General features: G+C 69.3%; 22 protein-coding genes. 3 read left to right on the top strand and 19 right to left on the bottom strand.

All coding sequences use genetic code 11. The features are described 5' to 3' along the window. Nucleotides 1–67: 67 nt before the first annotated feature. The 19 genes from nuoN to mqnC all read right to left on the bottom strand — a co-directional run bounded on the left by nuoN (nt 68) and on the right by mqnC (nt 22485). Nucleotides 68–1621 carry an NADH-quinone oxidoreductase subunit NuoN gene (gene nuoN, locus QCZ28_RS01030; protein ID WP_279514783.1) on the bottom strand — a complete coding sequence of 518 codons (1554 nt, stop codon included), beginning with the start codon at nt 1619–1621 and terminating at the stop codon, nt 68–70. 55 nt (nt 1622–1676) lie between these two features. Continuing rightward, nucleotides 1677–3209, bottom strand: coding sequence for an NADH-quinone oxidoreductase subunit M (locus QCZ28_RS01025; protein WP_279514782.1), 1533 nt, complete (start codon nt 3207–3209; stop codon nt 1677–1679). Nucleotides 3210–3273: 64 nt separating this feature from the next. Beyond that, complete coding sequence (gene nuoL / locus QCZ28_RS01020; protein WP_279514781.1) at nt 3274–5199, bottom strand: NADH-quinone oxidoreductase subunit L; 1926 nt, start codon at nt 5197–5199, stop codon at nt 3274–3276. A gap of 12 nt (nt 5200–5211) precedes the next feature. Continuing rightward, nucleotides 5212–5511 (bottom strand): NADH-quinone oxidoreductase subunit NuoK, encoded by a 300-nt coding sequence (gene nuoK, locus QCZ28_RS01015; protein ID WP_030334139.1) that lies wholly within the window; start codon nt 5509–5511, stop codon nt 5212–5214. Further along, entirely contained in the window at nt 5508–6278 is a 771-nt protein-coding gene (locus tag QCZ28_RS01010; protein ID WP_279514780.1) for an NADH-quinone oxidoreductase subunit J, read from the bottom strand. The genes nuoK and QCZ28_RS01010 overlap by 4 nt, the downstream gene beginning before the upstream one ends. Continuing rightward, on the bottom strand, nt 6275–6916 hold the full coding sequence (nuoI, locus tag QCZ28_RS01005) for an NADH-quinone oxidoreductase subunit NuoI (RefSeq protein WP_279514779.1): 642 nt from the start codon (nt 6914–6916) through the stop codon (nt 6275–6277). The genes QCZ28_RS01010 and nuoI overlap by 4 nt, the downstream gene beginning before the upstream one ends. A gap of 1 nt (nt 6917) precedes the next feature. Beyond that, entirely contained in the window at nt 6918–8270 is a 1353-nt protein-coding gene (gene nuoH / locus QCZ28_RS01000; protein WP_279514778.1) for an NADH-quinone oxidoreductase subunit NuoH, read from the bottom strand. Beyond that, a complete protein-coding gene (locus QCZ28_RS00995) occupies nt 8267–10759 on the bottom strand; it encodes an NADH-quinone oxidoreductase subunit G (RefSeq protein WP_279514777.1) in 2493 nt (830 codons plus the stop codon). The genes nuoH and QCZ28_RS00995 overlap by 4 nt, the downstream gene beginning before the upstream one ends. A gap of 55 nt (nt 10760–10814) precedes the next feature. After that, nucleotides 10815–12131 carry an NADH-quinone oxidoreductase subunit NuoF gene (gene nuoF, locus QCZ28_RS00990; protein WP_210858518.1) on the bottom strand — a complete coding sequence of 439 codons (1317 nt, stop codon included), beginning with the start codon at nt 12129–12131 and terminating at the stop codon, nt 10815–10817. Then, the gene (gene nuoE / locus QCZ28_RS00985) at nt 12128–13276 is read right to left on the bottom strand and encodes an NADH-quinone oxidoreductase subunit NuoE (RefSeq protein ID WP_279514776.1); all 1149 of its coding nucleotides are present in this window, start codon (nt 13274–13276) and stop codon (nt 12128–12130) included. The genes nuoF and nuoE overlap by 4 nt, the downstream gene beginning before the upstream one ends. Next, nucleotides 13273–14598 (bottom strand): NADH-quinone oxidoreductase subunit D, encoded by a 1326-nt coding sequence (locus QCZ28_RS00980; protein ID WP_279514775.1) that lies wholly within the window; start codon nt 14596–14598, stop codon nt 13273–13275. Before QCZ28_RS00980 ends, nuoE begins: the two co-directional genes overlap by 4 nt. 55 nt (nt 14599–14653) lie before the next feature. After that, nucleotides 14654–15391 carry an NADH-quinone oxidoreductase subunit C gene (locus QCZ28_RS00975; protein WP_279514773.1) on the bottom strand — a complete coding sequence of 246 codons (738 nt, stop codon included), beginning with the start codon at nt 15389–15391 and terminating at the stop codon, nt 14654–14656. Then, a complete protein-coding gene (locus tag QCZ28_RS00970; RefSeq protein WP_030334123.1) occupies nt 15388–16065 on the bottom strand; it encodes an NADH-quinone oxidoreductase subunit B in 678 nt (225 codons plus the stop codon). Before QCZ28_RS00970 ends, QCZ28_RS00975 begins: the two co-directional genes overlap by 4 nt. Nucleotides 16066–16079: 14 nt before the next feature. Further along, on the bottom strand, nt 16080–16445 hold the full coding sequence (locus QCZ28_RS00965) for an NADH-quinone oxidoreductase subunit A (protein ID WP_007454588.1): 366 nt from the start codon (nt 16443–16445) through the stop codon (nt 16080–16082). A 191-nt stretch (nt 16446–16636) separates the two neighbouring features. Next, nucleotides 16637–17914, bottom strand: coding sequence for a geranylgeranyl reductase family protein (locus QCZ28_RS00960; protein WP_279514761.1), 1278 nt, complete (start codon nt 17912–17914; stop codon nt 16637–16639). 139 nt (nt 17915–18053) lie between these two features. Beyond that, nucleotides 18054–18278 carry a hypothetical protein gene (locus QCZ28_RS00955; protein WP_030334118.1) on the bottom strand — a complete coding sequence of 75 codons (225 nt, stop codon included), beginning with the start codon at nt 18276–18278 and terminating at the stop codon, nt 18054–18056. Nucleotides 18279–18364: 86 nt separating this feature from the next. Next, entirely contained in the window at nt 18365–19075 is a 711-nt protein-coding gene (locus QCZ28_RS00950; protein ID WP_030334115.1) for a demethylmenaquinone methyltransferase, read from the bottom strand. A gap of 189 nt (nt 19076–19264) precedes the next feature. Beyond that, nucleotides 19265–20920 carry a hypothetical protein gene (locus tag QCZ28_RS00945; RefSeq protein WP_279514757.1) on the bottom strand — a complete coding sequence of 552 codons (1656 nt, stop codon included), beginning with the start codon at nt 20918–20920 and terminating at the stop codon, nt 19265–19267. Nucleotides 20921–21294: 374 nt separating this feature from the next. Next, nucleotides 21295–22485: a cyclic dehypoxanthinyl futalosine synthase gene (gene mqnC / locus QCZ28_RS00940; protein WP_030334111.1), complete on the bottom strand. Its 1191-nt coding sequence runs from the start codon at nt 22483–22485 to the stop codon at nt 21295–21297. A 316-nt stretch (nt 22486–22801) separates the two neighbouring features. Here mqnC and QCZ28_RS00935 point away from each other — a divergent pair, with 316 nt between their 5' ends. The 3 genes from QCZ28_RS00935 (at nt 22802) to QCZ28_RS00925 (ending at nt 25083) form a co-directional block, all read left to right on the top strand. After that, entirely contained in the window at nt 22802–23887 is a 1086-nt protein-coding gene (locus tag QCZ28_RS00935; protein ID WP_279514754.1) for an ATP-binding protein, read from the top strand. Nucleotides 23888–24005: 118 nt separating this feature from the next. Continuing rightward, nucleotides 24006–24647: an RloB family protein gene (locus QCZ28_RS00930; protein ID WP_279514752.1), complete on the top strand. Its 642-nt coding sequence runs from the start codon at nt 24006–24008 to the stop codon at nt 24645–24647. A 16-nt stretch (nt 24648–24663) separates the two neighbouring features. Continuing rightward, nucleotides 24664–25083: a hypothetical protein gene (locus QCZ28_RS00925; protein WP_279515277.1), complete on the top strand. Its 420-nt coding sequence runs from the start codon at nt 24664–24666 to the stop codon at nt 25081–25083.

Genomic DNA, 25083 nt, shown 5'->3' with positions numbered 1-25083 from the left:
GGGCCGGGGATACGCACCGGGGGCCGGCACGTGAACACGCGCCGACCCCCGGTGATCGATCTTTCGGTTATCGAACGAATTCGGCAGCTCCGGTCGCCAGATCGAGCAGCGGCGCCGGGGCGACGCCCAGCACCAGGGTCGCCAGCACACCGATCATCAGCGCGGCGGCGGTGAGCCCACCGGGCACGGTGACGGTCGGGGTGGACTCGCCCGGCTCGGAGAGCCACATCATCACCACGACCCGCAGGTACGGGAACGCGAGGACCATGCTGGTCAGCACACCGGCGATCACCAGCCAGGCCTGGCCACCCTCCAGCGCCGGCCCGAAGATGGCGAACTTGCTGGTGAAACCACTGGTCAGCGGAATACCGGCGAAGGCCAGCAGGATGAACGTGAACAGCGCCGCGAAGAACGGCGACCGCCGGCCCAGCCCGGCCCAGCGGGACAGGTGAGTGGCCTCGCCGTCGTCGTCGCGGACCAGCGTCACCACGGCGAACGCCGCCAACACCGAGAAGCCGTACGCGACCAGGTAGAACATGGTGCCGGCGAGCCCGTCACGGCTCGGCGCCAACACACCGACCAGCAGGTAGCCGGCGTTGGCGATCGAGGAGTACGCGAGCAGCCGCTTGATGTCGGTCTGGGTGACCGCGAGCACCGCACCGACCAGCATGGTCAGCACCGCCACCGCGCCGAGGACCGGGGTGAAGTCCCAGTTGGCGTCGGCGAACGCGACCTGGAAGACACGCAGCAGCGCACCGAACGCGGCGACCTTGGTGCAGGCCGCCATGAACCCGGTGACCGGGGTCGGAGCGCCCTGGTAGACGTCCGGGGTCCAGACGTGGAACGGGGCCGCCGCCGCCTTGAAGAGCAGACCGATGGCGAGCAGCGCCATGCCGGCGAAGAGCAGCACCGGGCTGGCCGGCGACTCGCTCACCGCCGCGTGGATGGTCGCGAAGTCGACGCCGGCCGAGCGGCCCGGGATGCCGGCGGTGAAGCCGTAGATCAGCGCCACGCCGAACAGGAAGAACGCGGAGGCGTACGCGCCGAGCAGGAAGTACTTCATCGCCGCCTCCTGGCTCAGCAGACGCCGGCGACGGGCCAGCGCGCAGAGCAGGTAGAGCGGCAGGGAGAAGACCTCCAGCGCGATGAACATGGTCAGCAGGTCGTTCGCCGCCACGAAGATCAGCATGCCGCCGATCGCGAACGTGGCGAGCGGGTAGACCTCGGTGAGACCGTTGCGCCCCTCGGCCTGCCGCCGGTCGTCGGCCGACTCGGCGGTCACCGCGGCCTGGGCGACGAACGCCCCGCCCCGCTCGACCGAGCGGTCACCGATCAGCAGCAGCGCCATCGCGGCCAGCACCAGGATCGCGCCCTGGAGGAAGAGCGTCGGCCCGTCGATGGCGAGAGCCTGCCCGACGGTGATGATCCGCTCGTCGGCGCTGAGGACCACCATGGTCAGTGCCGCGAGCACCGCGAGCAGCGCCAGCGTCAACTGCACCAGGTGCCGCCAGCGCCGCGGCACCAGGGCCTCGACCAGCACACCGAACAGCGCGGCGCCCAGCATGATCAGGATCGGAGCGATCGCCGCGTAGTCGATCGACGGCAGTTTCAACTCGGTCACAGTGCCGACCTTTCGTTCGCGACTGCGGGGCTCCGCTTCGCTGCACTCCTCGCGTTCACCGGCGCGCCTCCTGGACGGTGCCCACCGACGGGGCCGGGTCGGTTCTGCCGATGTCGTCCATGGTCGCCTGGACGGCCGGGTTGATCACGTCAGTGACCGGCTTGGGGAAGAAGCCGAGCAGCACGATCAGCGCGATCAGGGGGGCAACCACGACCTTCTCGCGCAGGTTGAGGTCCCGGCGCATGCCGTCGACCTCGGTCAGCGCCGGGTTCAACGTGCCCTGGGTGGTGCGCTGCACCATCCACAGCACGTACGCGGCGGCCAGGATGATGCCGAGCGTCGCGATCACCGCTACCGGCTTGTTCACGGTGAACGTGCCGATCAGCACCAGGAACTCGGAGATGAACGGCGCGGTGCCGGGTAGCGCCAACGAGGCGAGACCGGCGAAGAAGAGCACCCCGGCGAGCACCGGCACCAGCTTGCCCGCCCCACCGAAGTCACTGATCAACGACGAGCCGCGCCGGGCGATCAGCATGCCCACCACCAGGAACAGCAGGCCGGTGGCCAGGCCGTGGTTGAGCATGTAGAGCACCGCACCGGTGCCGGCCTGCGTGGTGAAGGCGAAGATGCCCACCCCGATGAAGCCGAAGTGCGCGATCGAGGTGTACGACACCAGCCGCTTGAGGTCGTTCTGGCCGACCGCCAGCAGCGCGGCGTAGACGATGCCGATCACGCCCAGGGCCAGCGCCCACGGGGCGAACCACTTCGACGCCTCCGGGAACAACGGCAGGCAGTACCGCAGGATGCCGAAGGTGCCGACCTTGTCCAGCACCCCGACGAGCAGCGCCGCCGCGCCCGCGGGGGCGGCCCCACCGGCGTCCGGCAGCCAGGTGTGGAACGGGAAGAACGGCGCCTTGATGGCGAACGCGAGGAAGAAGCCGAGGAACAGCCACCGCTCGGTGCCGGTGCTGATGTCGACCTGCGAGAGCGCCTGCCAGTCAAAGGTCTTCCCACCGACCACCCAGAGGCCGATCACCGCGGCCAGCATGAACAGACCGCCGACCAGCGAGTAGAGGAAGAACTTCACCGCCGCGTACTGCCGCTGGTGGCCGCCGTAGCTGCCGATGAGGAAGTACATCGGGACCAGCATGACCTCGAAGAACACGTAGAACAGGAAGACGTCGGCGGCCGCGAAGACGCCGATCATCGTGCACTCGAGGACCAGCAGCAGCGCGAAGTAGACGGGCACCGACCGCTTCGACGACTCGGCGTCGTGCCAGGACGCCAGGATCACCAGCGGCACCAGCACCGCGATCAGCATCAGCATCACCAACGCGATGCCGTCGGCGGCGAAGGTGAAGCTGACCCCCCAGTTCGGAATCCACGAGTACGACTCGCGGAACTGGAACCGGTCACCGCCGGCGTTGAAGCTGACCCACATCACCACCGAGAGCACCAGCACGAGCAGCGACCAGGCGAACGCCACCTGCTTGGCCAGCTCCGGGCGGTGGCGCGGCAGGAAGGCCACCACCAGGGCGCCCACCAGCGGCGCCACGGTGAGCACCGAGAGGAACGGGAAGTTGGACATTATGCGGCCTTACCTCCGTCGTCACTGCGTGGTCCGCCGGCGGGGGCGGCCGGAAAGAGGTCGATCACGCCAACCACCCCGCCTGCACCGCCAGGAACGCCGCCATCACCAGCAGCGCACCGGCCAGGATCGAGGTGGCGTACGAGCGGACAAAGCCGGTCTGCATCCGGCGGAGGCGACCCGATCCACCGCCGACCGCGGCGGCGAGCCCGTTGACGAGCCCGTCGACGCCCCGGTTGTCGAGGTACACCAGCGCCCGGGTGAGGAAGATGCCCGGCTTCTCGAAGACCGCCTCGTTGACGGCGTCGGTGTAGAGGTTGCGCCGGGCGGCGGTGACCAGCACCCCGGCCGGCTGCGGCGCGGTGGCCGTACCGGCCCGGAAGAGGAACCAGGCGAGCCCGGCGCCGAGCACGGTGACCAGCAGCGACAACGTGGTGATCACGGCGTGCGAGAGGACCGCCTCGTGCTCGGCGTGCTCGCCGCCCAGCCCGGCGGTCTGGGTCAGCCAGTCCGGAACGGACGTGGAGAGCAGGAAGCCGGCACCGACCGAGCCGACCGCCAGCAGGATCAGCGGGATGGTCATCAGCTTCGGCGACTCGTGCGGGTGCTCGATGTCCTCGGTCCACCGCTGCGGGCCGTGGAAGGTGAGCACGAACAGCCGGGTCATGTAGAACGCGGTCAGCCCGGCGCCGAGCAGCGCCGCCCCACCGAAGAGCCAGGCGGTCCAGTCGTCCCGCTCGAAGGCGGCCACGATGATCGGCTCCTTGGAGAAGAAGCCGGAGAAGGGGAACATGCCGATGATGGCCAGCCAGCCCATCATGAAGGTCAGCCAGGTGATCTTCATGTGCTTCGACAGCCCACCGAAGCGGCGGATGTCGACCTGGTCCTTCATCCCGTGCATGACCGAGCCGGCGCCAAGGAACATGTTGGCCTTGAAGAAGCCGTGCGCCAGCAGGTGCACGATGGCCAACGCGTACGCCGCGCCGCCGAGACCGACACCGAGGAACATGTAGCCGATCTGGCTCACCGTCGACCAGGCGAGCACCCGCTTGATGTCGTCCTTCGCCGCGCCGATGATGCAGCCGATCAGCAGGGTGAGCGCGCCGACGCTGACCACCACGAGTTGCAGCGTCGAGTTGGCGGAGAAGATCGGGTTGGACCGGGCGATCAGGTAGACACCAGCGGTGACCATCGTGGCGGCGTGGATGAGCGCCGACACCGGGGTCGGGCCCTCCATCGCGTCCGGCAACCACGCCTGGAGCGGGAACTGACCGGACTTACCGGCCGCGCCGAGCAGCAGCAACAGGCCCAGGACCAGCACCGTGGTGCCGGTCAGCGCGCCGACACCGTTGAACACCTCGTCGTACTGGGTGGTGCCCAGGGTGGCGAACATGATGAAGATGCCGATGGCCAGGCCGGCGTCGCCGACCCGGTTCATCAGGAACGCCTTCTTGCCGGCGGTGGCCGCGCTCGGCCGCTCGGTCCAGAAGGAGATCAGCAGGTACGACGCCAGACCGACGCCCTCCCAGCCGAAGTACAGCATCACGTAGTTGTTGCCGAGCACCAGCAGCAGCATCGCCGCGACGAACAGGTTGAAGTACGCGAAGAACCGACGACGGCCCGCGTCGTGCGACATGTACTCCACCGCGTACAGGTGGATCAGGAAACCCACCCCGGTGATCAGCAGTACGAAGACCGCGGCCAGCGGGTCGAACAGCAGGCCGAAGTCGACGCGCAGATCACCGACCGCGATGAAGTCCCAGAGGCTCAGCTCGACCGACTTGTTCTCCAGGCCACGCAGCTGAAAGAAGAAGCTCAGGCCGAACACGAACGCGGCGCCGATGGCGGCGACGCCCAACCAGTGCCCCCAGCGGTCGGCCCGGCGGCCGAGCAGCAGCAGGATGGCCGCGCTGACCAGCGGGATCGCCACCAGCAGCCAGACGCCCCCGAGCAGCCCCGTGGCCTGGGCGTATTCCACAGTCTCTTCCACCGGTGGACCCCTCTAGTACTTCAGCAGGTTGGCGTCGTCGACGCTCGCGGAGCGTCGCGTCCGGAAGATGGACATGATGATCGCGAGCCCGACCACGACCTCGGCCGCCGCCACCACCATCACGAAGAACGCCATGATCTGACCGTTGAGGTCACCGTTGATCCGGCTGAAGGTGACCAGCGTCAGGTTGGCCGCGTTGAGCATCAGCTCCACGCACATGAACAGCACGAGCGCGTTGCGCCGGACGAGCACCCCGGCGGCACCGATGGTGAACAGCACCGCCGCGAGGACCAGGTAGTAGTCAGGCGTCATGAGTCTGTCCCCTTCAGCGTGGTCTCCTGCGCGGTCAGCTCCCGCACCGGCAGGATCTCCGGCGTGCTCCGCTCCGAGAGGCGGCCGTCCGGCAGTCGGGCCGGGGTGGCCACCGAGGACGAGGTCGCGAAGACGCCGGGGCCGGGCTTGGGGCCGGGGTAGTTGCCCGGCGCGAACCGCGCCCGCATCGTCGACACCTGGTCGACCTTGTCCTGCTTGCGGCGCTCGATGTGCGCGAGCACCATGGCGCCGACCGCCGCGGTGATCAGCAGCGCCGAGGTCAGCTCGAACGCGAAGACGTACTTGGTGAAGAGCAGCCGGGCGATGCCCTGCACGTTGCCCTCCGCGTTGGCCTGCTCCAGGCCGACCGCCGTGGTGCCCTCCAGCGCCCGGTAGAGCGCGCCGCCCACCAGACCGGCGAAGCCCAGCCCCAACACGATCGCGGCGACCCGTTGGCCGCGCAACGTCTCGATCAGCGAGTCGGTGGAATCCCGGCCGACAAGCATCAGCACGAAGAGGAAGAGCATCATGATCGCGCCGGTGTAGACGATGATCTGCACCATGCCGATGAACGGCCCGGCCTGGAGCACGTAGAACACGCCCAGGCAGAGCATGGTGAGCACCAGCCAGAGCGCGGAGTGCACCGCGTTGCGGGCCGCCACCATCCCGATCGCGCCGATCAGTGCGAGCGGCGCGAGGATCCAGAAGGTGACCTCCTCGCCACCGGACACCGCACCCGCCGCGGCCAGCACCGTAGACGTGGTCATGCGTTCTCTCCCTTGCCGGCCGCGACCCGCTGGGCGGCCTGCTCGGCGCCCGGGAACGTCACGCCGGGGTGCTCCTCGACCTGGTAGCGGCCGGGGCCCATCGGCGACGTCTCCGCACCGGCGGAGGTGCCCGGGTTGTCCAGCGCGCCGACGTAGTAGTCCTTCTCGGTGTCACCCAGCCGCATCGGGTGCGGCGGCTGCTCCATGCCCTCCAGCAACGGCGCGAGCAACTGCTCCTTGGTGAAGATCAGGTCCTGCCGGTTGTCCCGGGCCAGCTCGTACTCGTTGCTCATGGTCAGTGACCGGGTCGGGCAGGCCTCGATGCACAACCCGCAGAAGATGCACCGGGCGTAGTTGATCTGGTAGATGCTGGCGTACCGCTCACCCGGCGAGAAGCGCTGCTCGTCGGTGTTGTCGCCACCCTCGACGTAGATCGCGTCCGCCGGGCAGGCCCAGGCGCACAGCTCACAGCCGATGCACTTCTCCAGGCCGTCCGGGTGCCGGTTGAGGATGTGCCGCCCGTGGTAGCGCGGCGCCGACACCGGCGGCTTGAACGGGTAGTCGGTGGTGACGACCTTCCTGAACATGTGCGAGAAGGTGACACCGAATCCCTTGAACGTTCCGGTGATCGCGCCCACGTCACACCTCCCTGGAGTCCGAGCCGGCAACGATGTTGGCCGGCTCCCGCTCGGCGACCACGCGCGTGATACGCGGGCTCGGTGGTACCTGAAGATCCATCGGTGGCAGCGGGAAGCTCCCGTGCGGCCGGTTGTCGACCTGTTCCTGCGTCGTCGGCTTCGGCTTCGGGCGCCGGCTGGGCCAGAAGATCGTGGCGATCAGCAGGATGCCGGCCGGAATGCCGACGGCGATCATCTTGCCGCGGGTGTCCCAGTCCTCGATGGAGCGCAGGCCCGACAGGACCAGGATCCAGACCAGGTTGATCGGCAGCAGCACCTTCCAGCCGAGCCGCATGAACTGGTCGTACCGCAGCCGGGGCAGCGTGCCCCGCAGCCACACGAAGACGAAGACCAGCGCGATCACCTTGCCGAAGAACCAGAGCATCGGCCACCAACCGGAGTTGGCGCCCTCCCAGATGGTGATCGGCCAGGGTGCCCGCCAACCGCCCAGGAACAGCGTCGTGGTGACAGCGGACATGGTCACCATCGCGACGTACTCGCTGAGCATGAAGAGCGCGAACTTCAGCGAGCTGTACTCGGTCATGAAGCCGGCGACCAGCTCGGACTCGGCCTCGGGAAGGTCGAACGGTGCCCGGTTGGTCTCACCCACGGTGGCGATGAAGAAGATGATGAAGCTCGGCAGCAGCAGGATCGCGTACCAGCCCGGGGCCGGGACCGTCTGGCCGAAGATGGTCAGCTCCGTGCCGTCCCCCTGAGCGGCGACGATCCCGCTGGTGCTCATCGTGCCCGCGGTCATGAAGACCGCCACGATGCTCAGCCCCATGGCGACCTCGTAGGAGATCATCTGGGCGCTCGACCGGAGACCACCGAGCAGCGGGTACGTCGAGCCGGACGCCCAACCACCCAGGACGACGCCGTAGACACCCATCGAGGAGCAGGCGAGCAGCAGCAGCACCGCCACCGGCACATCGGTGACCTGCAACGGGGTGTGGTGACCGAAGATGCTCACCATCGGGCCGAACGGCACCACCGACAGGGCGGTGACCGCGCAGATCACCGAGATGGTCGGGGCGAAGAAGTAGACGACCTTGTCGGCCGCCTTCGGCAGGATGTCCTCCTTGAAGGCCATCTTCAGACCGTCGGCGAGGGTCTGCAGCAGGCCGAACGGGCCGACCTGGTTGGGGCCGGGCCGCACCTGCATGTAACCCACGACGCGCCGTTCGAACCAGACACCGAGCAGGGTGGCCAGCAGTCCGAAGGCGAACGCGAAGACAATCTTGCCGAGAACCAGCCACCACGGATCCCGGCCGAAGTCGGCCAGCGTCGGGTCCTGGGCGAGGACTATCGAGTTCACTGGTTACCCCCAGAACTGAGGATGGTCTCGTCGGCCGCCACGCGCCCGGCCGGAATGGCCGTACTCGGTGCGGGGACGGAGATCCGGACGACCGCGCCGGACGTCGCCCCGAGGCTGCGCCGCACTGTCGAGCCGGGTGAGTTGGTCGGCAGCCAGACCACGCCGTCCGGCATCTCGGTGAGTTCCGCGGGCAGCGTCAGGGCCCCCCGGTCGGTGCCGACCGTGACGGCGTCACCGTCGACCACACCGAGCGCCTCGGCGGTGCCCTTACCCAGCCGGACCACCGGCGGACGGGCGGTGCCGGCGAGGTTCTCGTCGCCCTCGGTCAGCGTGCCGAGGTCCACCAGCTGGTGCCAGGTGGCCAGCACGGCCTCCCCGGCGTTCGGCTGCGGCACCCGGCCCGGCGCGACCGACGGCGCGGCCGGCCGCGACATCCGCGTCGCCGGCAGCGTGCCCAGCTCGCGACGCACGCTCAGCACGTCGGCGGTGCCGAGGCGCACGTCGAGCAGTGCGGCCAGCGCGTCGAGGACCCGGCCGTCGGTCATCGCGGTGGTGTTCAGGACCGCCTCGAACGGGCGCAGCCGGCCCTCCCAGTCCAGGAAGCTGCCGGCCTTCTCGGCCACCGGGGCGACCGGCAGCACCACGTTCGCCCGCCGGGTCACCGCGCTGGCGCGCAGCTCAAGGCTGACCAGGAACGGCACCGCGTCCAGGGCGGACTCGGCCAGTCGCGGGTCGGCCAGGTCGGCCGGGTCGACACCGCCGACGACCAACGCGCCGAGCTGCCCGTTGGCCGCCGCGCTCAGGATGCCGTCGGTGTCCCGGCCGGCCTGGCTCGGGATCACGCCGGCCGGGATGTCCCACGCCTCACCCAGCTCGGCCCGAGCGGCCGGTTCGGTCACCAGGCGGCCACCGGGCAGCAGGTTGGGCAGGCAGCCCGCGTCGACAGCGCCGCGGTCACCAGCGCGCCGCGGCACCCAGGCCAGCTTCGCGCCGGTACGCCGGGCCACGTCGGCCGCGGCGGAGAGCCCACCCGGCACGGTGGCCAACCGCTCGCCGACGATCAGGATCGCGCCCGGGGCGCTCAGCGCCTCGCTGACCGTGGCGTGCTCGGCGAGCACGCTGGCCTCCTCGCCCGGCACCACCCGGGCCAGCTTGGCACCGAGCTTCTCCAGGCCGCGGGTGGCGAAGGGCGCCAGCGCGTACACCGTCAGGGTCTTCTTCAGGTACGCCTTGCGCAGCCGCAGGAAGAGGATCGGGCACTCCTCCTCGGGCTCCAGGCCGACCAGCACCACCGCCGGCGCGTTCTCCACGTCGGTGTAGGTGACGTCGGTGACCCCGGCGACCGAGCTGGCCAGGAAGTCGGCCTCCTCGCGGGAGACCGGTCGGGCCCGGAAGTCGATGTCGTTGGTGTTCAACGCGACCCGGGCGAACTTGGCGTACGCGTACGCGTCCTCGACGGTCAGCCGACCGCCGGTGAGCACCGCGGTGCCCTGCCCGCTCTCCCGAGCCGTGTGCAGCCCCTCGGCGGCGACGGTGAGCGCCTCACTCCAGGACGCCTCGCGTAGCTCACCGGTCTGCTCGTCGCGGACCAGCGGGGTGGTCAGCCGGTCGGCGGCCCGGGTGTACTGGAAGCCCCACCGGCCCTTGTCGCAGTTCCACTCCTCGTTGACCTCCGGCTCGTCGCCGGCCAGCCGGCGCAGCACCTTGCCGCGCCGCCAGTCGGTGCGCTGCCCGCAGCCGGCTGAGCAGTGCTCGCAGACGCTCGGGCTGGAGACCAGGTCGAACGGGCGGGCGCGGAACCGGTACTGGGCACCGGTCAGCGCGCCCACCGGGCAGATCTGCACGGTGTTGCCGGAGAAGTAGGAGTTGAACGGGACGTCCCCGTCGTCGCCCTGCTCGCCGTACGCGTCGTCCCGGTAGATGTTGATCTCCTCGGCGGACGACCGGCCCATCAGGTCGATGAACTTGTCGCCGGCGATCTCCTCGGAGAACCGGGTGCACCGCTGGCAGAGCACGCACCGCTCGCGGTCCAGCAGCACCTGGCTGCTGATCGCCATCGGCTTCTCGTACTCCCGCTTGTGCTCGTGGAAACGCGAGTCGGTGCGGCCGGTGGACATGGCCTGGTTCTGCAGCGGGCACTCACCACCCTTGTCGCACATCGGGCAGTCCAGCGGGTGGTTGAGCAGCAGCAGCTCCATCACCCCCTCCTGCGCCTTCTTGGCCACCGGGGAGGTGATCTGGGTGCGGACCACCATGCCGTCGGCGACGGTCTGGGTGCAGGAGGCGACCGGCTTGCGCTGCCCCTCCACCTCGACCAGGCACTGCCGGCACGCGCCGGCCGGGGCCAGCAGCGGATGGTCGCAGAACCGGGGGATCTCGGTGCCCATCTGCTCGGCGACCCGGATCAGCAGCGCCCCCTTGGGGGCGGTGACCTGGACGCCGTCGATGGTGAGGGTGACGGTCTCGGTCTGCTTGGCTACGTCGGTCATCAGAGTCGCCTTCCATTCGCGACTGCGGGACTCGCAAGCTCGTTCCTCGCGCTCATCAGTGCGCACCCACCAAGGTCTTCTCCGACAGCTTGGGAGCTTTACGACCCTCGATGTAGTCGAGGTAGTCCTGCTTGAAGTACTTCAGCGAGGAGGTCACCGGGCTGGTCGCGCCGTCACCCAGGCCGCAGAACGACCGGCCGAGGATGTTGTCACAGGTGTCCAGCAGGGTGTCCAGGTCTTCGTGGGTGCCCTGACCGGCGAGGATCCGCCGGTAGACCCGGACCATCCAGTAGTTGCCCTCACGGCACGGGGTGCACTTGCCGCACGACTCGTGGTGGTAGAACTCCAGCCACCGGTACGTCGCGTAGACCGGGCAGTCCTGGTCCGAGAAGATCTGCGTGGCGGTGGTGCCGAGGATCGAGCCGGCCGCCGCCACCCCCTCGAAGTCGAGTGGCACGTCCAGGTGCTCGGCGGCCAGCAGCGGGGTGGACGAGCCGCCCGGGGTCCAGAAGCGCAGGTTGTGGCCGGGCTGCATGCCACCGGCCAGCTCCAGCAGCTCGCGCAGCGTGATACCCATCGAGCACTCGTACTGGCCCGGGTTGGCGACCCGCCCGGAGAGCGAGTAGATCATCGGCCCGGAGGACTTCTCGGTGCCCATGCTCTTCCACCAGTCGGCCCCACCGAGCACGATCGGTGGCACGCTGGCGATGGTGCCGACGTTGTTCACCACCGTCGGGCTCGCGTACAGGCCGTGGGTGGCCGGGAACGGCGGACGCAGCCGGGGCTGACCCCGGAACCCCTCCAGTGAGTCCAGCAGCGCCGTCTCCTCGCCGCAGATGTACGCGCCGGCGCCGGAGTGCACCACCAGCTCCAGGTCGTAGCCGCTGCGCAGGATGTTCCGGCCCAGGTAACCCTTGTCGTACGCCTCCTGGACCGCGTTGCGCAGCCGACGCGCGGCGTGCACCGCCTCGCCCCGGATGTAGATGTAGGCGCGGGCGGCCCGGATCGCGTACGACGCGATGATCACGCCCTCGACCAGCGCGTGCGGGTCGTGGGTCATCAGCGGCAGGTCCTTGCAGGTGCCCGGCTCGCCCTCGTCGGCGTTGACCACCAGGTAGTGCGGCTTACCGTCGCCCTGCGGGATGAAGCCCCACTTGAGGCCGGTCGGGAAGCCGGCGCCACCCCGGCCGCGCAGCCCGGAGTCCTTGATCAGCTGGATCAGGTCGTCCGGGTGGGCCTTGAGCGCCTTGCGCAGCGCGGCGTAGCCGTCGAGCTGCTCGTACGTGCCGATGCGCCAGGCGTCCGGCGACAGCCAGCGCTTGGTCAGCACCGGCGTCAGCTTGGCCAGCGTCTCCGGGCGGGGAGTGGTCACTTCTGGGCCCCCGTTTCGCTCGCGTCAGCCGATCCGGCGCCGTCGGCGTCCGTGTCGGCCTTCGCTTCGGTGAGGTTGCGCTCCTGCGCCCCGGCCTCGTCGCCGGCGGGCTTGCCGTCGCCGGCCGGCGCGTTGGCCGCCACGCCGGCCGCCTCGGCCGAGCGCGCGTCGCCGGCCTGTGGCGCGGTGCCGCTGCTGTCCGCCGGTGCCTTCGCGCCGGGGGCGTCCGGCACCGCGGTGCCCGCGTCCGGCTGCCGGGTCTCGGCGGTACGCACCTGCGGCGACTTGTCGTCCGGTGCCTTCACGTCCCGGGTGCTGCTGCCGGCGACGGCCGCCGGCCCGGCGACCCCGGTCGGGGCGGACGCCCCGTCGCCACCCTTGACCGGAGCGGCGCTGGCCTCGACGGGCGCCGGCTTGGCGGCCTCCGCCTTCGCCTTCGCCTCGGCGGCGGCCTTGTCGGCCTCGGCCTTGCTGCGGATCGGGGTGTTCGGGTCGAAGCCCGGCACCGAGACGCCGTGCTGCTGGGCCAGCCGCAGCCCGCGCAGGGTCGGCTCGCCCGGCCCGCCGTCGGCCACGGCACCGTCGCGCTCGTCGGCGAAACCGGCGAGCTGCACCGCCATCTCCTTCAGGGTGCAGAGCCGGGCGCCCCGGGTCGGCATCGGCCGGCCGCCGGCCCGCAGCTCGTCGACCACACCGACAGCGGTGGAGGGGTCCACGCCGTCGAAGAAGTCGTAGTTGACGGTCATCACCGGGCCGTAGTCGCACGCCGCCAGGCACTCGGCGTGCTCCAGCGTGATCGCGCCGTCGGCGGTGGTCTCGTCGTGCCCGACGCCCAGGTGCTCAGAGAGGGTGTCGTAGACCTCCTGGCCACCGAGCACGTTGCACATCGTGTTGGTGCAGACGCTGACCAGGAAGTCACCGGTCGGCTTGCGCTTGTACATCGTGTAGAAGGTGGCCACCGCGCCGACCTGGGCCTTGTTCAGCCCCAACACCTCGGCGCAGAAGGCGACCCCGGCCGGGGAGACGTACCCCTCTTCGGCCTGCACCAGGTGCAGCAGCGGCAGCAGCGCCGAGCGGGACCGGTCCGCCGGGTAACGGGCGATGATCTCGCGCGCCCGCTCCCGGGTCTCATCAGTGAAAGTCATCGGTCACAACCACCCATCACGGGGTCCAACGAGGCGCCGCCGGCGATCACGTCGGCGATCAGACCGCCCTCGGCCATCGCCGGGAGGGCCTGCAGGTTGACGAAGCTCGGCTCCCGGTAGTGCACCCGGTAGGGCCGGGTGCCACCGTCGGAGACCGCGTGGACGCCCAGCTCGCCGCGGGGCGCCTCGATGGCGACGTACACCTGGCCGGGCGGGACCCGGAAGCCCTCGGTCACCAGCTTGAAGTGGTGGATCAGCGACTCCATCGACTGACCCATGATCTTCGCGACGTGCTCCAACGAGTTGCCCATGCCGTCCACGCCGATGGCCAGCTGCGCCGGCCAGGCGATCTTGCGGTCGGCGACCATCACCGGGCCCGGACGGAGCCGGTCCAGCGCCTGCTCGACCAGCTTCATCGACTCCCGGATCTCGGCGAGCCGGACCTGGTAGCGACCCCACACGTCACCGTCGGGGTGGGTCGGCACGTCGAACTCGTACGTCTCGTAGCCGCAGTACGGCATGGTCTTGCGCAGGTCCCAGGCGAGGCCGGCGGAGCGCAGCACCGGGCCGGTGATGCCGAGCGCCACGCAGCCGGTGACGTCCAGCACCGCGACGCCCTTCGTCCGCTCGGTCCAGATCGGCTGGCCGGAGAGGAGGTCCTCGTACTCCTTGAGCTTCTTCGGCATCATCTTGAGGAACTCGCGGATCTTGACGACCGCGTCGTCCGGCACGTCCTGCGCCACACCGCCGGGCCGCACGTACGCGTGGTTCATCCGCAGACCGGTGATGGTCTCGAAGATGTCGAGGATGTACTCCCGCTCCCGGAAGCCGTACAGCATGATCGAGATCGCGCCCAGCTCCATGCCGGTGGTGGCCAGCCAGACCAGGTGCGACGAGATCCGGTTGAGCTCCATCATCAGCACGCGGATGGTGGTGGCCCGCTCGGTGATGTCGTCGGTGATGCCGAGCAGCTTCTCGACGGCGAGGGCGTACGCGGTCTCGTTGAAGATCGGGGCGAGGTAGTCCATCCGGGTCACGAAGGTCGAGCCCTGGACCCAGTTGCGGTATTCGAGGTTCTTCTCGATGCCGGTGTGCAGGTAACCGACGACCGAGCGGGCCTCGCGGACCGTCTCGCCCTCCAGCTCCAGGATCAGCCGCAGCACCCCGTGCGTGGACGGGTGCTGCGGACCCATGTTGACCACGATGCGCTCGTCGTTGATCGGGTCGGTGCCCGAGACGATCGTGTCCCAGTCCCCACCGGTGACGGTGAAGACCCGGCCCTCGTCGGTCTCACGCTCGCTGGCGTAGTTCGACGTCGTCACAGTGCCGACCCTCCGATCGCGACTGCGGGGCTCCGCTCCGCTGCACTCCTCGCGCTCACTGGTACGACCTCCGCGTGTCCGGCGGCTGGATCTCCGCGCCCTTGTACTCGACGGGGATGCCGCCGAGCGGGTAGTCCTTGCGCTGCGGGTGCCCCTCCCAGTCGTCCGGCATGAGGATCCGGGTCAGGCTGGGGTGGCCGTCGAAGACGATGCCGAACATGTCGTACGCCTCCCGCTCCTGCCAGTCCGCGGTCGGGTAGACGGCGGTCACGCTGGGCAGGTGCGGGGCCTCGACGGAGACGGCGGCCTCCAGCCGGACCCGCCGCCGGTACGTCATCGAGGTGAGCAGGTAGACCACGTGCAGGCGACGCTCGTCGGCGCCCAGGTAGTCCACGCCGGACACCGAGGAGCACAGCTCGAACCGCAGCGCCACGTCGTCGCGCATCACCTGGCAGACCTCGGCGATCCGCTCCGGGCGTACGTGCAGGGTCAGCTCACCCCGGTCGACGACGACCTTCTCGATGGCGTCGGCGAAGGCCGGGTACGCCTCCTCCAGCGCGTCGCGGACCTCGTCGAAGTAGCCCCCGTACGGCCGGGACGCCTCCTCGATGGGCTGGCGCGGGCGGACCAGGCCGCCGTAACCGGACACGTCGCCGGTGCCCTGGTTGCCGAACATCCCGCGACCGGCCGGGCTGGCCGGCGGGAACTCGGCGGGGGCGCCACTGGTGGCGCCGGCCGGCACCACCGGCAGCGGTACGCCGCCGTCGTTTGGCTTGTCCGTGGGTGACGTCATTTCGGGCCTGCCTGCGGGTGGAGGTGGTTCTGAGCGTTCATCCAGTTCTCGATGCGCAGCTGCTCCTCGCGGCCCTCGCGGACCGCCCGGGTCCACTCGGCGCGCCGGGCCTTGTCGTTGCGGTACGAGGACGGCATCGAGCCGTAGGGCACCACCGGAACGTCGCCGCGCTCCTGGCGGGCAGCGAGCATCTTGCGACCGTTCGGGCCCAGCGGCTCGTACATGATCTTTTCGCGGAGCTTGAGGATCGCGTCGATGAGCATCTCCGGCCGGGGCGGGCAGCCGGGGAGGTACATGTCGACCGGCACCACGTGGTCGACGCCCTGCACGATCGCGTAGTTGTTGAACATGCCGCCGCTGCTGGCGCAGACGCCCATCGAGAGCACCCAGCGCGGCTCGGCCATCTGGTCGTAGATCTGGCGCAGCACCGGGGCCATCTTCTGGCTCACCCGGCCGGCCACGATCATCAGGTCGGCCTGCCGGGGCGACGCCCGGAAGACCTCCATGCCCCAGCGGCCCATGTCGTAGTGCGGACCACCGGCGGCCATCATCTCGATGGCGCAGCAGGCCAGGCCGAAGGTGGCGCCCCACACGGACGACTTCCGAGACCAGTTGACCAGCTTCTCCACCGAGGTGAGCAGGACGCCGGCGGGAAGCTTCTCCTCGATGCCCATCTGACGTTCCTTCCTCAGTCCCAGTCCAGGCCGCCGCGCCGCCACACGTAGGCGTACGCAACGAAGACCGCGACGATGAACAGGACCATCTCCACGAAGCCGAAGATCGGCAGAGCGTCGAACGAGACCGCCCAGGGGTAGAGGAAGATGATCTCGATGTCGAAGACGATGAAGAGCATCGCCGTCAGGTAGAACTTGATCGGGAACCGCCCGCCGCCGACCGGCTGCGGGCTGGGCTCGATGCCGCACTCGTAAGCCTCGAGTTTGGCCTTGTTGTAGCGCCGGGGACCGGCGAAGCGGGCGGCGCCGACGGAAAACAGCGAGAACGCCGCGGCGAGGGCGAACAGCCCGATGATCGGTGCGTAAGGCGAGAGCGACATCGTTTTCTCCTGCTCGTCCTTCCCTGCCCTCGGTGCTTGACGAAAATCACACTATTCACGTCCCTCGCAGTGGCAGTCGGCGGGGGTCGATCTTTGTCGGCGTCCGGGCCGTGACCAGCGCCGATGCCGTCCTACGTATACGGTTCCCGCTGTCGTCGATGACGGTGGGACCCGCAAGCCCACTCCTCGCGCTACACGGCGGGAGCGGCTTTCGTCATCGCGTTGATGACCCGATCCATCGCGTCCCCGCCGCGCGGGTCGGTCAGGTTGGCCAACAACTTGAGCACGAAACGCATCAGCGTCGGATGCGGCATGCCGTGTTTGGTGGCGATCCGCATGATCTCGGGGCGGCCGATCAGTTTCACGAAGATGCCGCCCAACCGGTAGTAGCCGCCGAGTCGGGCCTTCAGCTCGTTCGGGTACGCCAGCAGCGCGCGCTCCCGCTCCGGGCCGGCCGGCCGGGCGAGGGCCTGGACCACGACCTCCGCGGCCAGCTCGCCGGACTCCATGGCGTACGCGATGCCCTCGCCGTTGAACGGGTTGACCATGCCGCCCGAGTCGCCGACCAGCAGCACGCCCCGCGTGTAGTGCGGCACCCGGTTGAAGCCCATCGGCAGCGCGGCGCCCAGGATCGGGCCGTCGGCGTTGGCCTCGTCGGTCATCCCCCAGTCTTCCGGGGTGTTGGCGAGCCAGTCGGTGAGCAGCCGGCGGTAGTTGGTCTTGCCGAACGCCGAGGACGAGTTGAGCACGCCGAGGCCGACGTTGACCCGCCCGTCACCGAGGCCGAAGATCCAGCCGTACCCGGGCAGCAGGTTGTCGCCGCTGTCCTTGCTGCGCAGCTCGAGCCAGGACTCCAGGTAGTTGTCCTCGTGCTTGGCCGGCGAACGGTAGTAGCGGCGGACGGCCACACCGATCGGCCGGTCCTCCCGCTTGGCCAGCCCGAGCGCGAGCGGGAACCGGCCGGAGACACCGTCGGCCGCGACGACCAGCGGGGCGCGGAAGATGGTGGGCTCCTTGCCCGGCCCGACCTCCGCCTCGACGCCGGTGACGCGACCATCGTCGTCGAGCACGGGGCCCAACACGTTGACGCTGGTCCGCAGCTTCGCACCGGCCGCCACCGCCCGCTGGGCGAGCAGGTCGTCGAAGTCCAGTCGCGTCCGCACCAGACCGTAGTTGGGGAAGCTGGCCAGCTCCGGCCAGTCCAGTTCCAGGCGCACCCCGCCGCCGATGACCCGCAGGCCGCGGTTGTGCAGCCAGCCCGCCTCGGGCGAGGTGTCCACACCCATCCGGATGAGTTGGCGCACCGCGCGCGGGGTCAACCCGTCGCCGCAGACCTTCTCCCGGGGGAACTCGGTCTTCTCCAACAACAGCACCCGTACGCCGTGCCGGGCCAGGTGGTACGCAGTCGCTGATCCACCGGGACCGGCGCCCACGACAATGACGTCGGCGTCGTGTTCCACCGCGGTCATTCGCGCCTCCTCCCGCATGCTCGTGAAATGCTTCACAAGCCAGACGGGACGAGTGTATGACCGGCGTCATACCAGCGCAGGATCAGGGGTACCTAACTCGCCGATGTGACACCCCACGACCGTCCACAGCGGTCAGGTGTCAGGCCGGGCTGGAGGCGTCCAGGCCCGCGTCGACGCGGATCGTCTCCGGCAGATGCTCGCGGAGCGCCCCGCCCGCCGCGCGGTCCAGCGCGGCCAGCACCTCGGCGACCACCTGCCGGACCTCGACCGGGTCGGCCCCGGCCAGCTCGCGCAACTGGGCGATGAGTTCGGCCGCGTCGTCGTCGGTGGCGGCCACCGGGTCCGCCGGGTCTGCTCCGGTCATGCGGTCGAGCGTACGGGGCAAAGTGGACTAAAGACTGATATTAGCGGAACCTGAATAATGTCCGCGCCCGTTGGAAGGGCCCACCGCTACTGGCGGATCCCCCGGTGCAGGGCCACCACGCCACCCGTCAGGTTGCGCCACGCCACCCGCCCCCACCCGGCCGCGGCCACCCGCCCGGCCAGCGCGGACTGCGCCGGCCAGGCCCGGACCGACTCGGCGAGATAGACGTACGCCTCGGGGTTGCTCGACACCGTGCGGGCCACCGCCGGCAACGACCGCATCAGGTACGACAGGTAGACCGTCCGGAAGACCGGGTTGACCGGGGTGCTGAACTCGCAGACCACCAACCGGCCCCCCGGCCGGGTCACCCGGGCCAGCTCACGCAGCGCCGCGTCGGTGTCGTTGACGTTGCGCAGCGCGAAGGAGATCGTCACCGCGTCGAAGCTGGCGTCGGCGAACGGCAGGCGCAGCGCGTCCCCCGCCAACAGCGGCACCTCGGGCCGGGCCCGCTTGCCGGTGTGCAGCATGCCCAGCGACAGATCCACCCCGACCGCGTACGCCCCGGACTGGGCCAGCTCGCGCGTCGAGACGCCGGTGCCCGCGCCCACGTCCAGCACCCGCTCGCCCGGCCGCAACCCGAGCGCCGCCCGGGTGGCCCGACGCCAGGAGCGGTCCTGCCCCAGCGAGATCACGGTGTTGGTCAGGTCGTAACGCTCTGCCACGCCGTCGAACATCGCGGCGACCTCGTGCGGCTGCTTGTCCAGACTGGCGCGCTGGCCCTGCGGGGTACGGCTCACCCCTCCACTCTGCCAGCCGCCCGCCAACCGACACCCGCTGGGTGGCGTGGCACGCGCCACTGACGCGAAAGGGCGGGGTGGTCGCCCACCCCGCCCTCGCGTCGTGCCTGCGCCCCTGACGCCTCAGTCAGGACGCGTACCGCCGTCGCTGTCGCGCCTCGTCCGCGCGCCCACGCCAGCGGCCCGGTGTCAGTCGGTCGACTTCTCGTCGGCCGGCGAGACCACCACCACCTTGCGGCGGCGGGTGAGCACCAGCAGCGCTCCACCCACGAGCAGGATGATCGCGCCGATGCCGCCGATCAGACCGACCTGCACACCGGTCACCGGCAGGCCACCACCGCCCGAGCCGCCACCGGTGGAGCCGCCACCGGCACCCGGCGAGACGGTCGCGCCCGGCGTCGTCGTACCGCTCGGACTTGGCGTCGGGGTGACAGTCGCGCTCGGCGTCCGGGTCGGCGTGGCCGTCGCGGTTGGCGTCGGCGTGACCGTCGGCGTGTCAGTCGGGGTCGGGGTCGTCGTCTCCGTCGGAGTGGCCGTCGGCGTCGGCGTCTCGGTCGGGGTGACCGTCGGCGTCGGGGTCGGCGTCTCCGTCGGGGTCGGCGTCTCGGTGGGAGTCGGCGTCTCCGTGGGCGTCGGGGTTTCCGTCGGGGTCGGCGTCTCGGTAGGAGTCGGCGTCTCCGTCGGGGTCGGCGTCTCCGTCGGCGTCTCCGTCGGCGTCTCCGTCGGAGTCTCCGTTGGCGTCGGGGTCTCCGTCGGCGTGACGGTCGGTGTCGGGGTCGGCGAGCCGGTCGGGGTGACCGTCGGCGTCGGAGTGGGCGACCTCGTCGGAGTGACAGTGGGCGTGGGCGTCGGCGTCGGGTCCACGGCCAGGTCGACGAAGACGTCGAAGACCGCCTGGTTGTCGCCCTCGTCGACCTCGGTGAAGGTCTTCCGCTGTGCGGTGCTGGCCCGCCGTGGCTGCTCCTCGGGCCGGCCGGCCGCCACGTCCAGACCGTGCGCCACCAGCTCGCCGACCCGCAGCACCGGCTCGGTGACGTCCTTACCGACGGTCACCTTGATGTCCGCCGTGTAGTAGTCACCGGGCCGGATCACCGCGCCGTCGTCCTGACAGAGCGCCTGAGCGACACCGAACGTCTGCATGGTGCAGGTGTCCGGCAGCGTGTCGAAGGTGACGCCCGCCGGGAGGGTGAGCACGTAGGCGAGGCCGGTGGCCTTGCGGCTGCCGTCGTTGTAGACCGCCCAGTCGACCGGCACCGTCTCGCCCGGCCGCACCGGACGGAGGTCGGGGTCGTCACCGTTGACACCGTTCACCACGACGTTCGCGTTGACGTCCTGCACCCAGCTGGTCAGGTCGTAACCGGGCTCGGTGACGGTGATGTCGTGCTCGACCTTGTTGTCTTCCTTGTTGGGGTCCTCGGTGGCCGACCGGATGGTGACCACCAGGGTGCCGGCAGCGCCCTTGCCGCCGGTGGAGAAGATCGGAATGCCGAAGTCCTCGCTGGTGCCGGCGGCCAGGTCACCAAGGCGGCAGGTGAACTTCTTGCCGTTCACCCGGCAACCGTCGGGCACTACGACCCGAACCTTGTTCATCTTCAGCTTGCTGGTGTCCACCGTGTAACTGACACCCTTGGCGTCTTCCTTGCTCCGGGTGTTGTCGACGGTGAACTTGAACGGCTTGCTCTTGGCCTCCGTCACGCCCTTGGCCAGGTTGTAGCTGAGCGGCACCAGGGCCAGATCGGCCTGCTCGGCCGCCAGCACCGGGGCGGCAACGGCGGCGATGCCACCGGCCGCGATCAGCGCCACGACACTGGCACGCACCAGCGTCGAGCGGTGGAACGCTGTCATCAGTCCCCCGGGGGTAGGGAAGAAAGAATGGTTGCGGAACGAGCGGACGCTATCGGAGGCCGATCTCCCATGCCAGCAGGCGGACCCGATTTCAACCGTCCGGCCCGAGCTGGGCAGACAGTACGGGCGGGATGGTCACCCATCCCGCCCGTACTGCCGTGCGTTATATGAACGACCCGCAGCGGGCCGATGGAGGACAGCCCCGTACGTCGACGGTGGTGCCAGATATGAGCCGGGACGCTAGCCGCCGACGATCATCTCCACCAGACCCGGACCGAACAGGCTGACGCTGCGGCGGCGGGGACCACCCGTACCGCCGGGGCGATCCGGCGGGAGCATGAGCGTCGATCAGCCGAACGGCCACCTGCCGACCGTCAGCTGACGTCCACCAGGGGTAGGGACTTCCCCGCACCACCGCCGGGCAGCGCGATCGAGGAGAAGTGCGAGACCACCCGCTCGTCGGTCGGGTCGTCGGCCGGCGTGTGGTGCACGGCGAGCCGGTTGTAGAGGGTGTCGCGCTGTGCGGGGATCCGGTCCGCCGAGCGGATCATGCCGATCAGCTCGTGCAGGTTGGAGCGGTGCCGCGCACCGGCGGAGGAGATCACGTTCTCCTCCAGCATGATCGAGCCGAGGTCGTCCACGCCCATGTGCAGGGAGAGCTGCCCGACGTCCTTGCCGGTGGTCAGCCAGGACGCCTGCAGGTGCGGGACGGTCTCGAAGAACAGTCGGGCCACCGCGACGAGGCGCAGGTATTCCACGGTGGTCGCCTGGGTGCGGCCCTTGAGGTGGTTGTTCTCCGGCTGGTACGTCCACGGGATGAAGGACCGGAAACCGCGGGTGCGGTCCTGCACGTCCCGGATCATGCGCAGGTGCTCGATCCGCTCAGCGTGCGTCTCGCCGGTGCCCATCATCATGGTGGCGGTCGACTCGATGCCCTGCCGGTGGGCCAGCTCCATGACCTCCAGCCAGCGCTCGCCCGACTCCTTGAGGGGGGCGATGGCCTTGCGGGGCCGCTCGGGCAGCATCTCCGCGCCGGCGCCGGCGATCGAGTCCAGACCGGCGGTCTTGATCCGGGCGATGGCCTCGTCCAGGCTCACCCCGGAGACCTTGGCCATGTGCAGGATCTCGCTGGGGCCGATCGAGTGGATGACCAGGTTCGGGTACGCCTGCTTGACCGAGGAGAACAGCTCCTCGTAGTACTCCACGCCGTAGTCGGGGTGGTGTCCGCCCTGGAGCATCACCTGGGTCGCGCCCAGCTCGACCGCCTCGCCGCACCGGCGCAGGATCTCCTCGGTCGGGTGGGTCCACCCTTCCTGGTGCTTGGGCGCGCGGTAGAAGGCGCAGAACTTGCACGCCGTCACGCAGACGTTCGTGTAGTTGATGTTGCGGTCGATCAGGTACGTGACGACGTTGTCCGGGTAGCGCCGCCGACGCACCGCGTCCGCCGCCTCACCCAACGCGTGGAAGGGCGCCTCGGTGTAGAGCAGCAGGGCCTCCTCGGGCGTGATCCGCCCGCCGTCCGCGCCGCGCTGCAGGATGTCGTCGATCTCCCGGCTCACCGTCACACCCCGAGCCTACGTCGGCCCCCAGCTCACCCTTTCTTCCGGGGACGTGAGCCTTAGCGCACTAGGACACCAAAACCTGCTTCGGAAACCTTCAGGTGGGCCAGAATGTCAGTTTTTGACGCCTGGAGGCCTAGGAATGGGGTATCTTTATAGCTGCCCTGGGGATGAGGAGTTGAGCTAGAGGATGCTGCTGCGCTTCCGGGCGACCAACTTCGCCTCCCTCCGCGACGAGGCCGAACTGAGCCTCATCGCCGCCGACGAGCACCCGGACCTCGCCGTCCGACCGGTGCCGCGGGAGAAACTGTCCGTTCTGCCCGTGGTAGGCATCTTCGGCCCGAACGCCTCAGGCAAGTCCAACATCGTCAAGGCCCTCGGCTTCGCGCGCGACGCGGTTCGACTGTCCCACCAGCGTTGGCTGCCTGAAGAACCGATCCCGGGTCGTTGGCCGTTCCGGCTCGACCACGGGAGCGGGAACCTGCCGAGCGAGTTCGTCTTCGACTTCGTCGTCGAGAACGTCAGGTACGAGTTTGGCTTCTCACTCGACGACGAGGTAATCCGACAGGAGTGGCTGTACGCCTTCCCGAAGGGCCGGCGGCAGATCTACCTTGAGCGCGACGGCGGATCACTGCACTTCGGGAACAACTTGACCGGTCCGCGCGAGCTGATCGCGGAGACTGTCCGACCAAACAGCCTCTTCCTCTCCGCGGCAGCCACGCTGAACCACCCACAGCTGAGCAAGATCTACCGCTGGTTCAGTCCTCGTCAGATGATCGCCTCGGGCGATGTGTCGGTCACTCGACCTCCACACGTCCTACCAGATGATCGAATGCTCGCCCTCCTCCGATTCGCGGATCTGGGCATCGTTGGCGCGGCGCTCGTCCAGCGGGAGTCAGAGCCTGGTACCGGCCCAGCGGAGCCGCAGATTGAGCTTGTGCACTCGGCACACACCGAGGACGGGAAAGCAGCTCTGCCCTGGCAGTGGGAGTCAGCCGGCACCCGCAGTTGGTTTGACCTTCTGCAACTGGCGGTGCGAGCACTCGACGCTGGCGGGCTACTGGCCGTCGACGACCTTGGTAGTGAGCTGCATCCGCTCCTCACGACCGAACTGATTCGCCTCTTCCACGAGCCGGACACCAACCCGAACGGCGCACAGCTCATCTTCAACAGTCACGATGTCGGGCTTCTCGGCCGCCACCGTAATCTCCGACTCAGCCGTGACCAGATCTGGCTCACCGAGAAGGACAACGGTGGCGCGACGAGGCTCTACCCCCTCACTGAGTTCCGGGTACGCGGTGGCCTCGACGACGTCGAGGGCAGGTACCTGAAGGGCCGCTACGGTGCCGTGCCCTTCCTGGACCACGAGGTGTTGGATCTCCTGGTGTCGCCGACGCGCGCGGCCTGAGCACCACCGGGCCGAAAACTTCAAACTTTGAGACACTGGCCATTGAAGTTTGGTGGCTAAATGGCTAGGGTTTACCCATGCCCCTTGTCGACGTGCGCTACGTCTCGGCCGTCCACTGATGACCCGCTCTGGCAAGCCGCTGCGCCGCCAGCCCGGAACCCGGGAGGAGCGCAGGACCTACCTGGTCTGCTCCGAAGGCGAGAACACCGAGACGCTGTACTTCAAGGGCCTGCGCCGCGAGCTACGGGCGGGCAATGTGCGGATCGAAGTCTTCTCCGGCCACGGTGAGCCGTACGGCGTTGTCGAGAAGGCCGTCGCGGAGGCCAACCGGGCCGCTGCCCAGGGTGACGGTTACGACGAGGTCTGGTGTGTCTTCGACGTCGAAGCTCCAGAAGCACACGCCCGCCTCGGCGCGGCACTCGCACTGGCCGCGCGGCGCGGCATCAACTGCGCTGTTTCCAATCCCTGCTTCGAGGTCTACCTCCTTCTTCACTACGAGGAGCTGTCCTACCTGACGTCCAACGAGGCGTGTCGCCGACTGGAACGACACCCGTGTGGTTATCGCCGACGCGGCAAGCTCCTGGACTTCGAGGCGCTTAAAGCGGCCCGCCCTGACGCGTTCCGTCGGGCGGCGCGGCTGGACAGGCTGAGCGCAGGCCTGCCGCTAGCCGACCGGAACCCCTCGACCTCGGTGCCAGGCCTGGTAGCCGCGCTGGAGTCCGACGCCGCCACCAACACGTCTCCCCAACGAACGGTCTGAGGAGCACACCGTGCCGATGCACAAAATCGAGATCGACGACCAGGTGTACGCCCTGCTTCAGCAGCACGCGGAGCCCTTCGTCGATCGGGAGAACGACGTGCTCCGCCGCTTGCTGGGGCTCGACCTCGGTCCCGAGAAAGCGAAGGAGGATCGGCGACCGGGCGGAGACCTCATGGGTCTGATCGATGCCAAGCTGCTGATCCCAGGTGACGAACTCATCCACGTTCAGTCACGGAAGGGCAGGACACACCGAGCGGTGGTCACCGCAGATGGGCACCTTCGCCTTCCTGACGGGTCCACCTATGCGAAGCCTTCGCCAGCACTGAAGGCGTGCGTCGGCCACGACATCAACGGCTGGGGGCAGTGGACCCACGTCCGGAGCGACAAGCCACTTCAGGCGCTGCGCCAGAAGTGGCTGCACGGGTCTGCTGAATAA

It is taken from the genome of Micromonospora sp. DH14 (assembly GCF_029809455.1).
GTDB classification, from domain to species: domain Bacteria; phylum Actinomycetota; class Actinomycetes; order Mycobacteriales; family Micromonosporaceae; genus Micromonospora; species Micromonospora parva.
The sequence above is the reverse complement of the archived record's forward strand: the minus strand, read 5'-3'. Positions and strand labels throughout refer to the sequence as shown.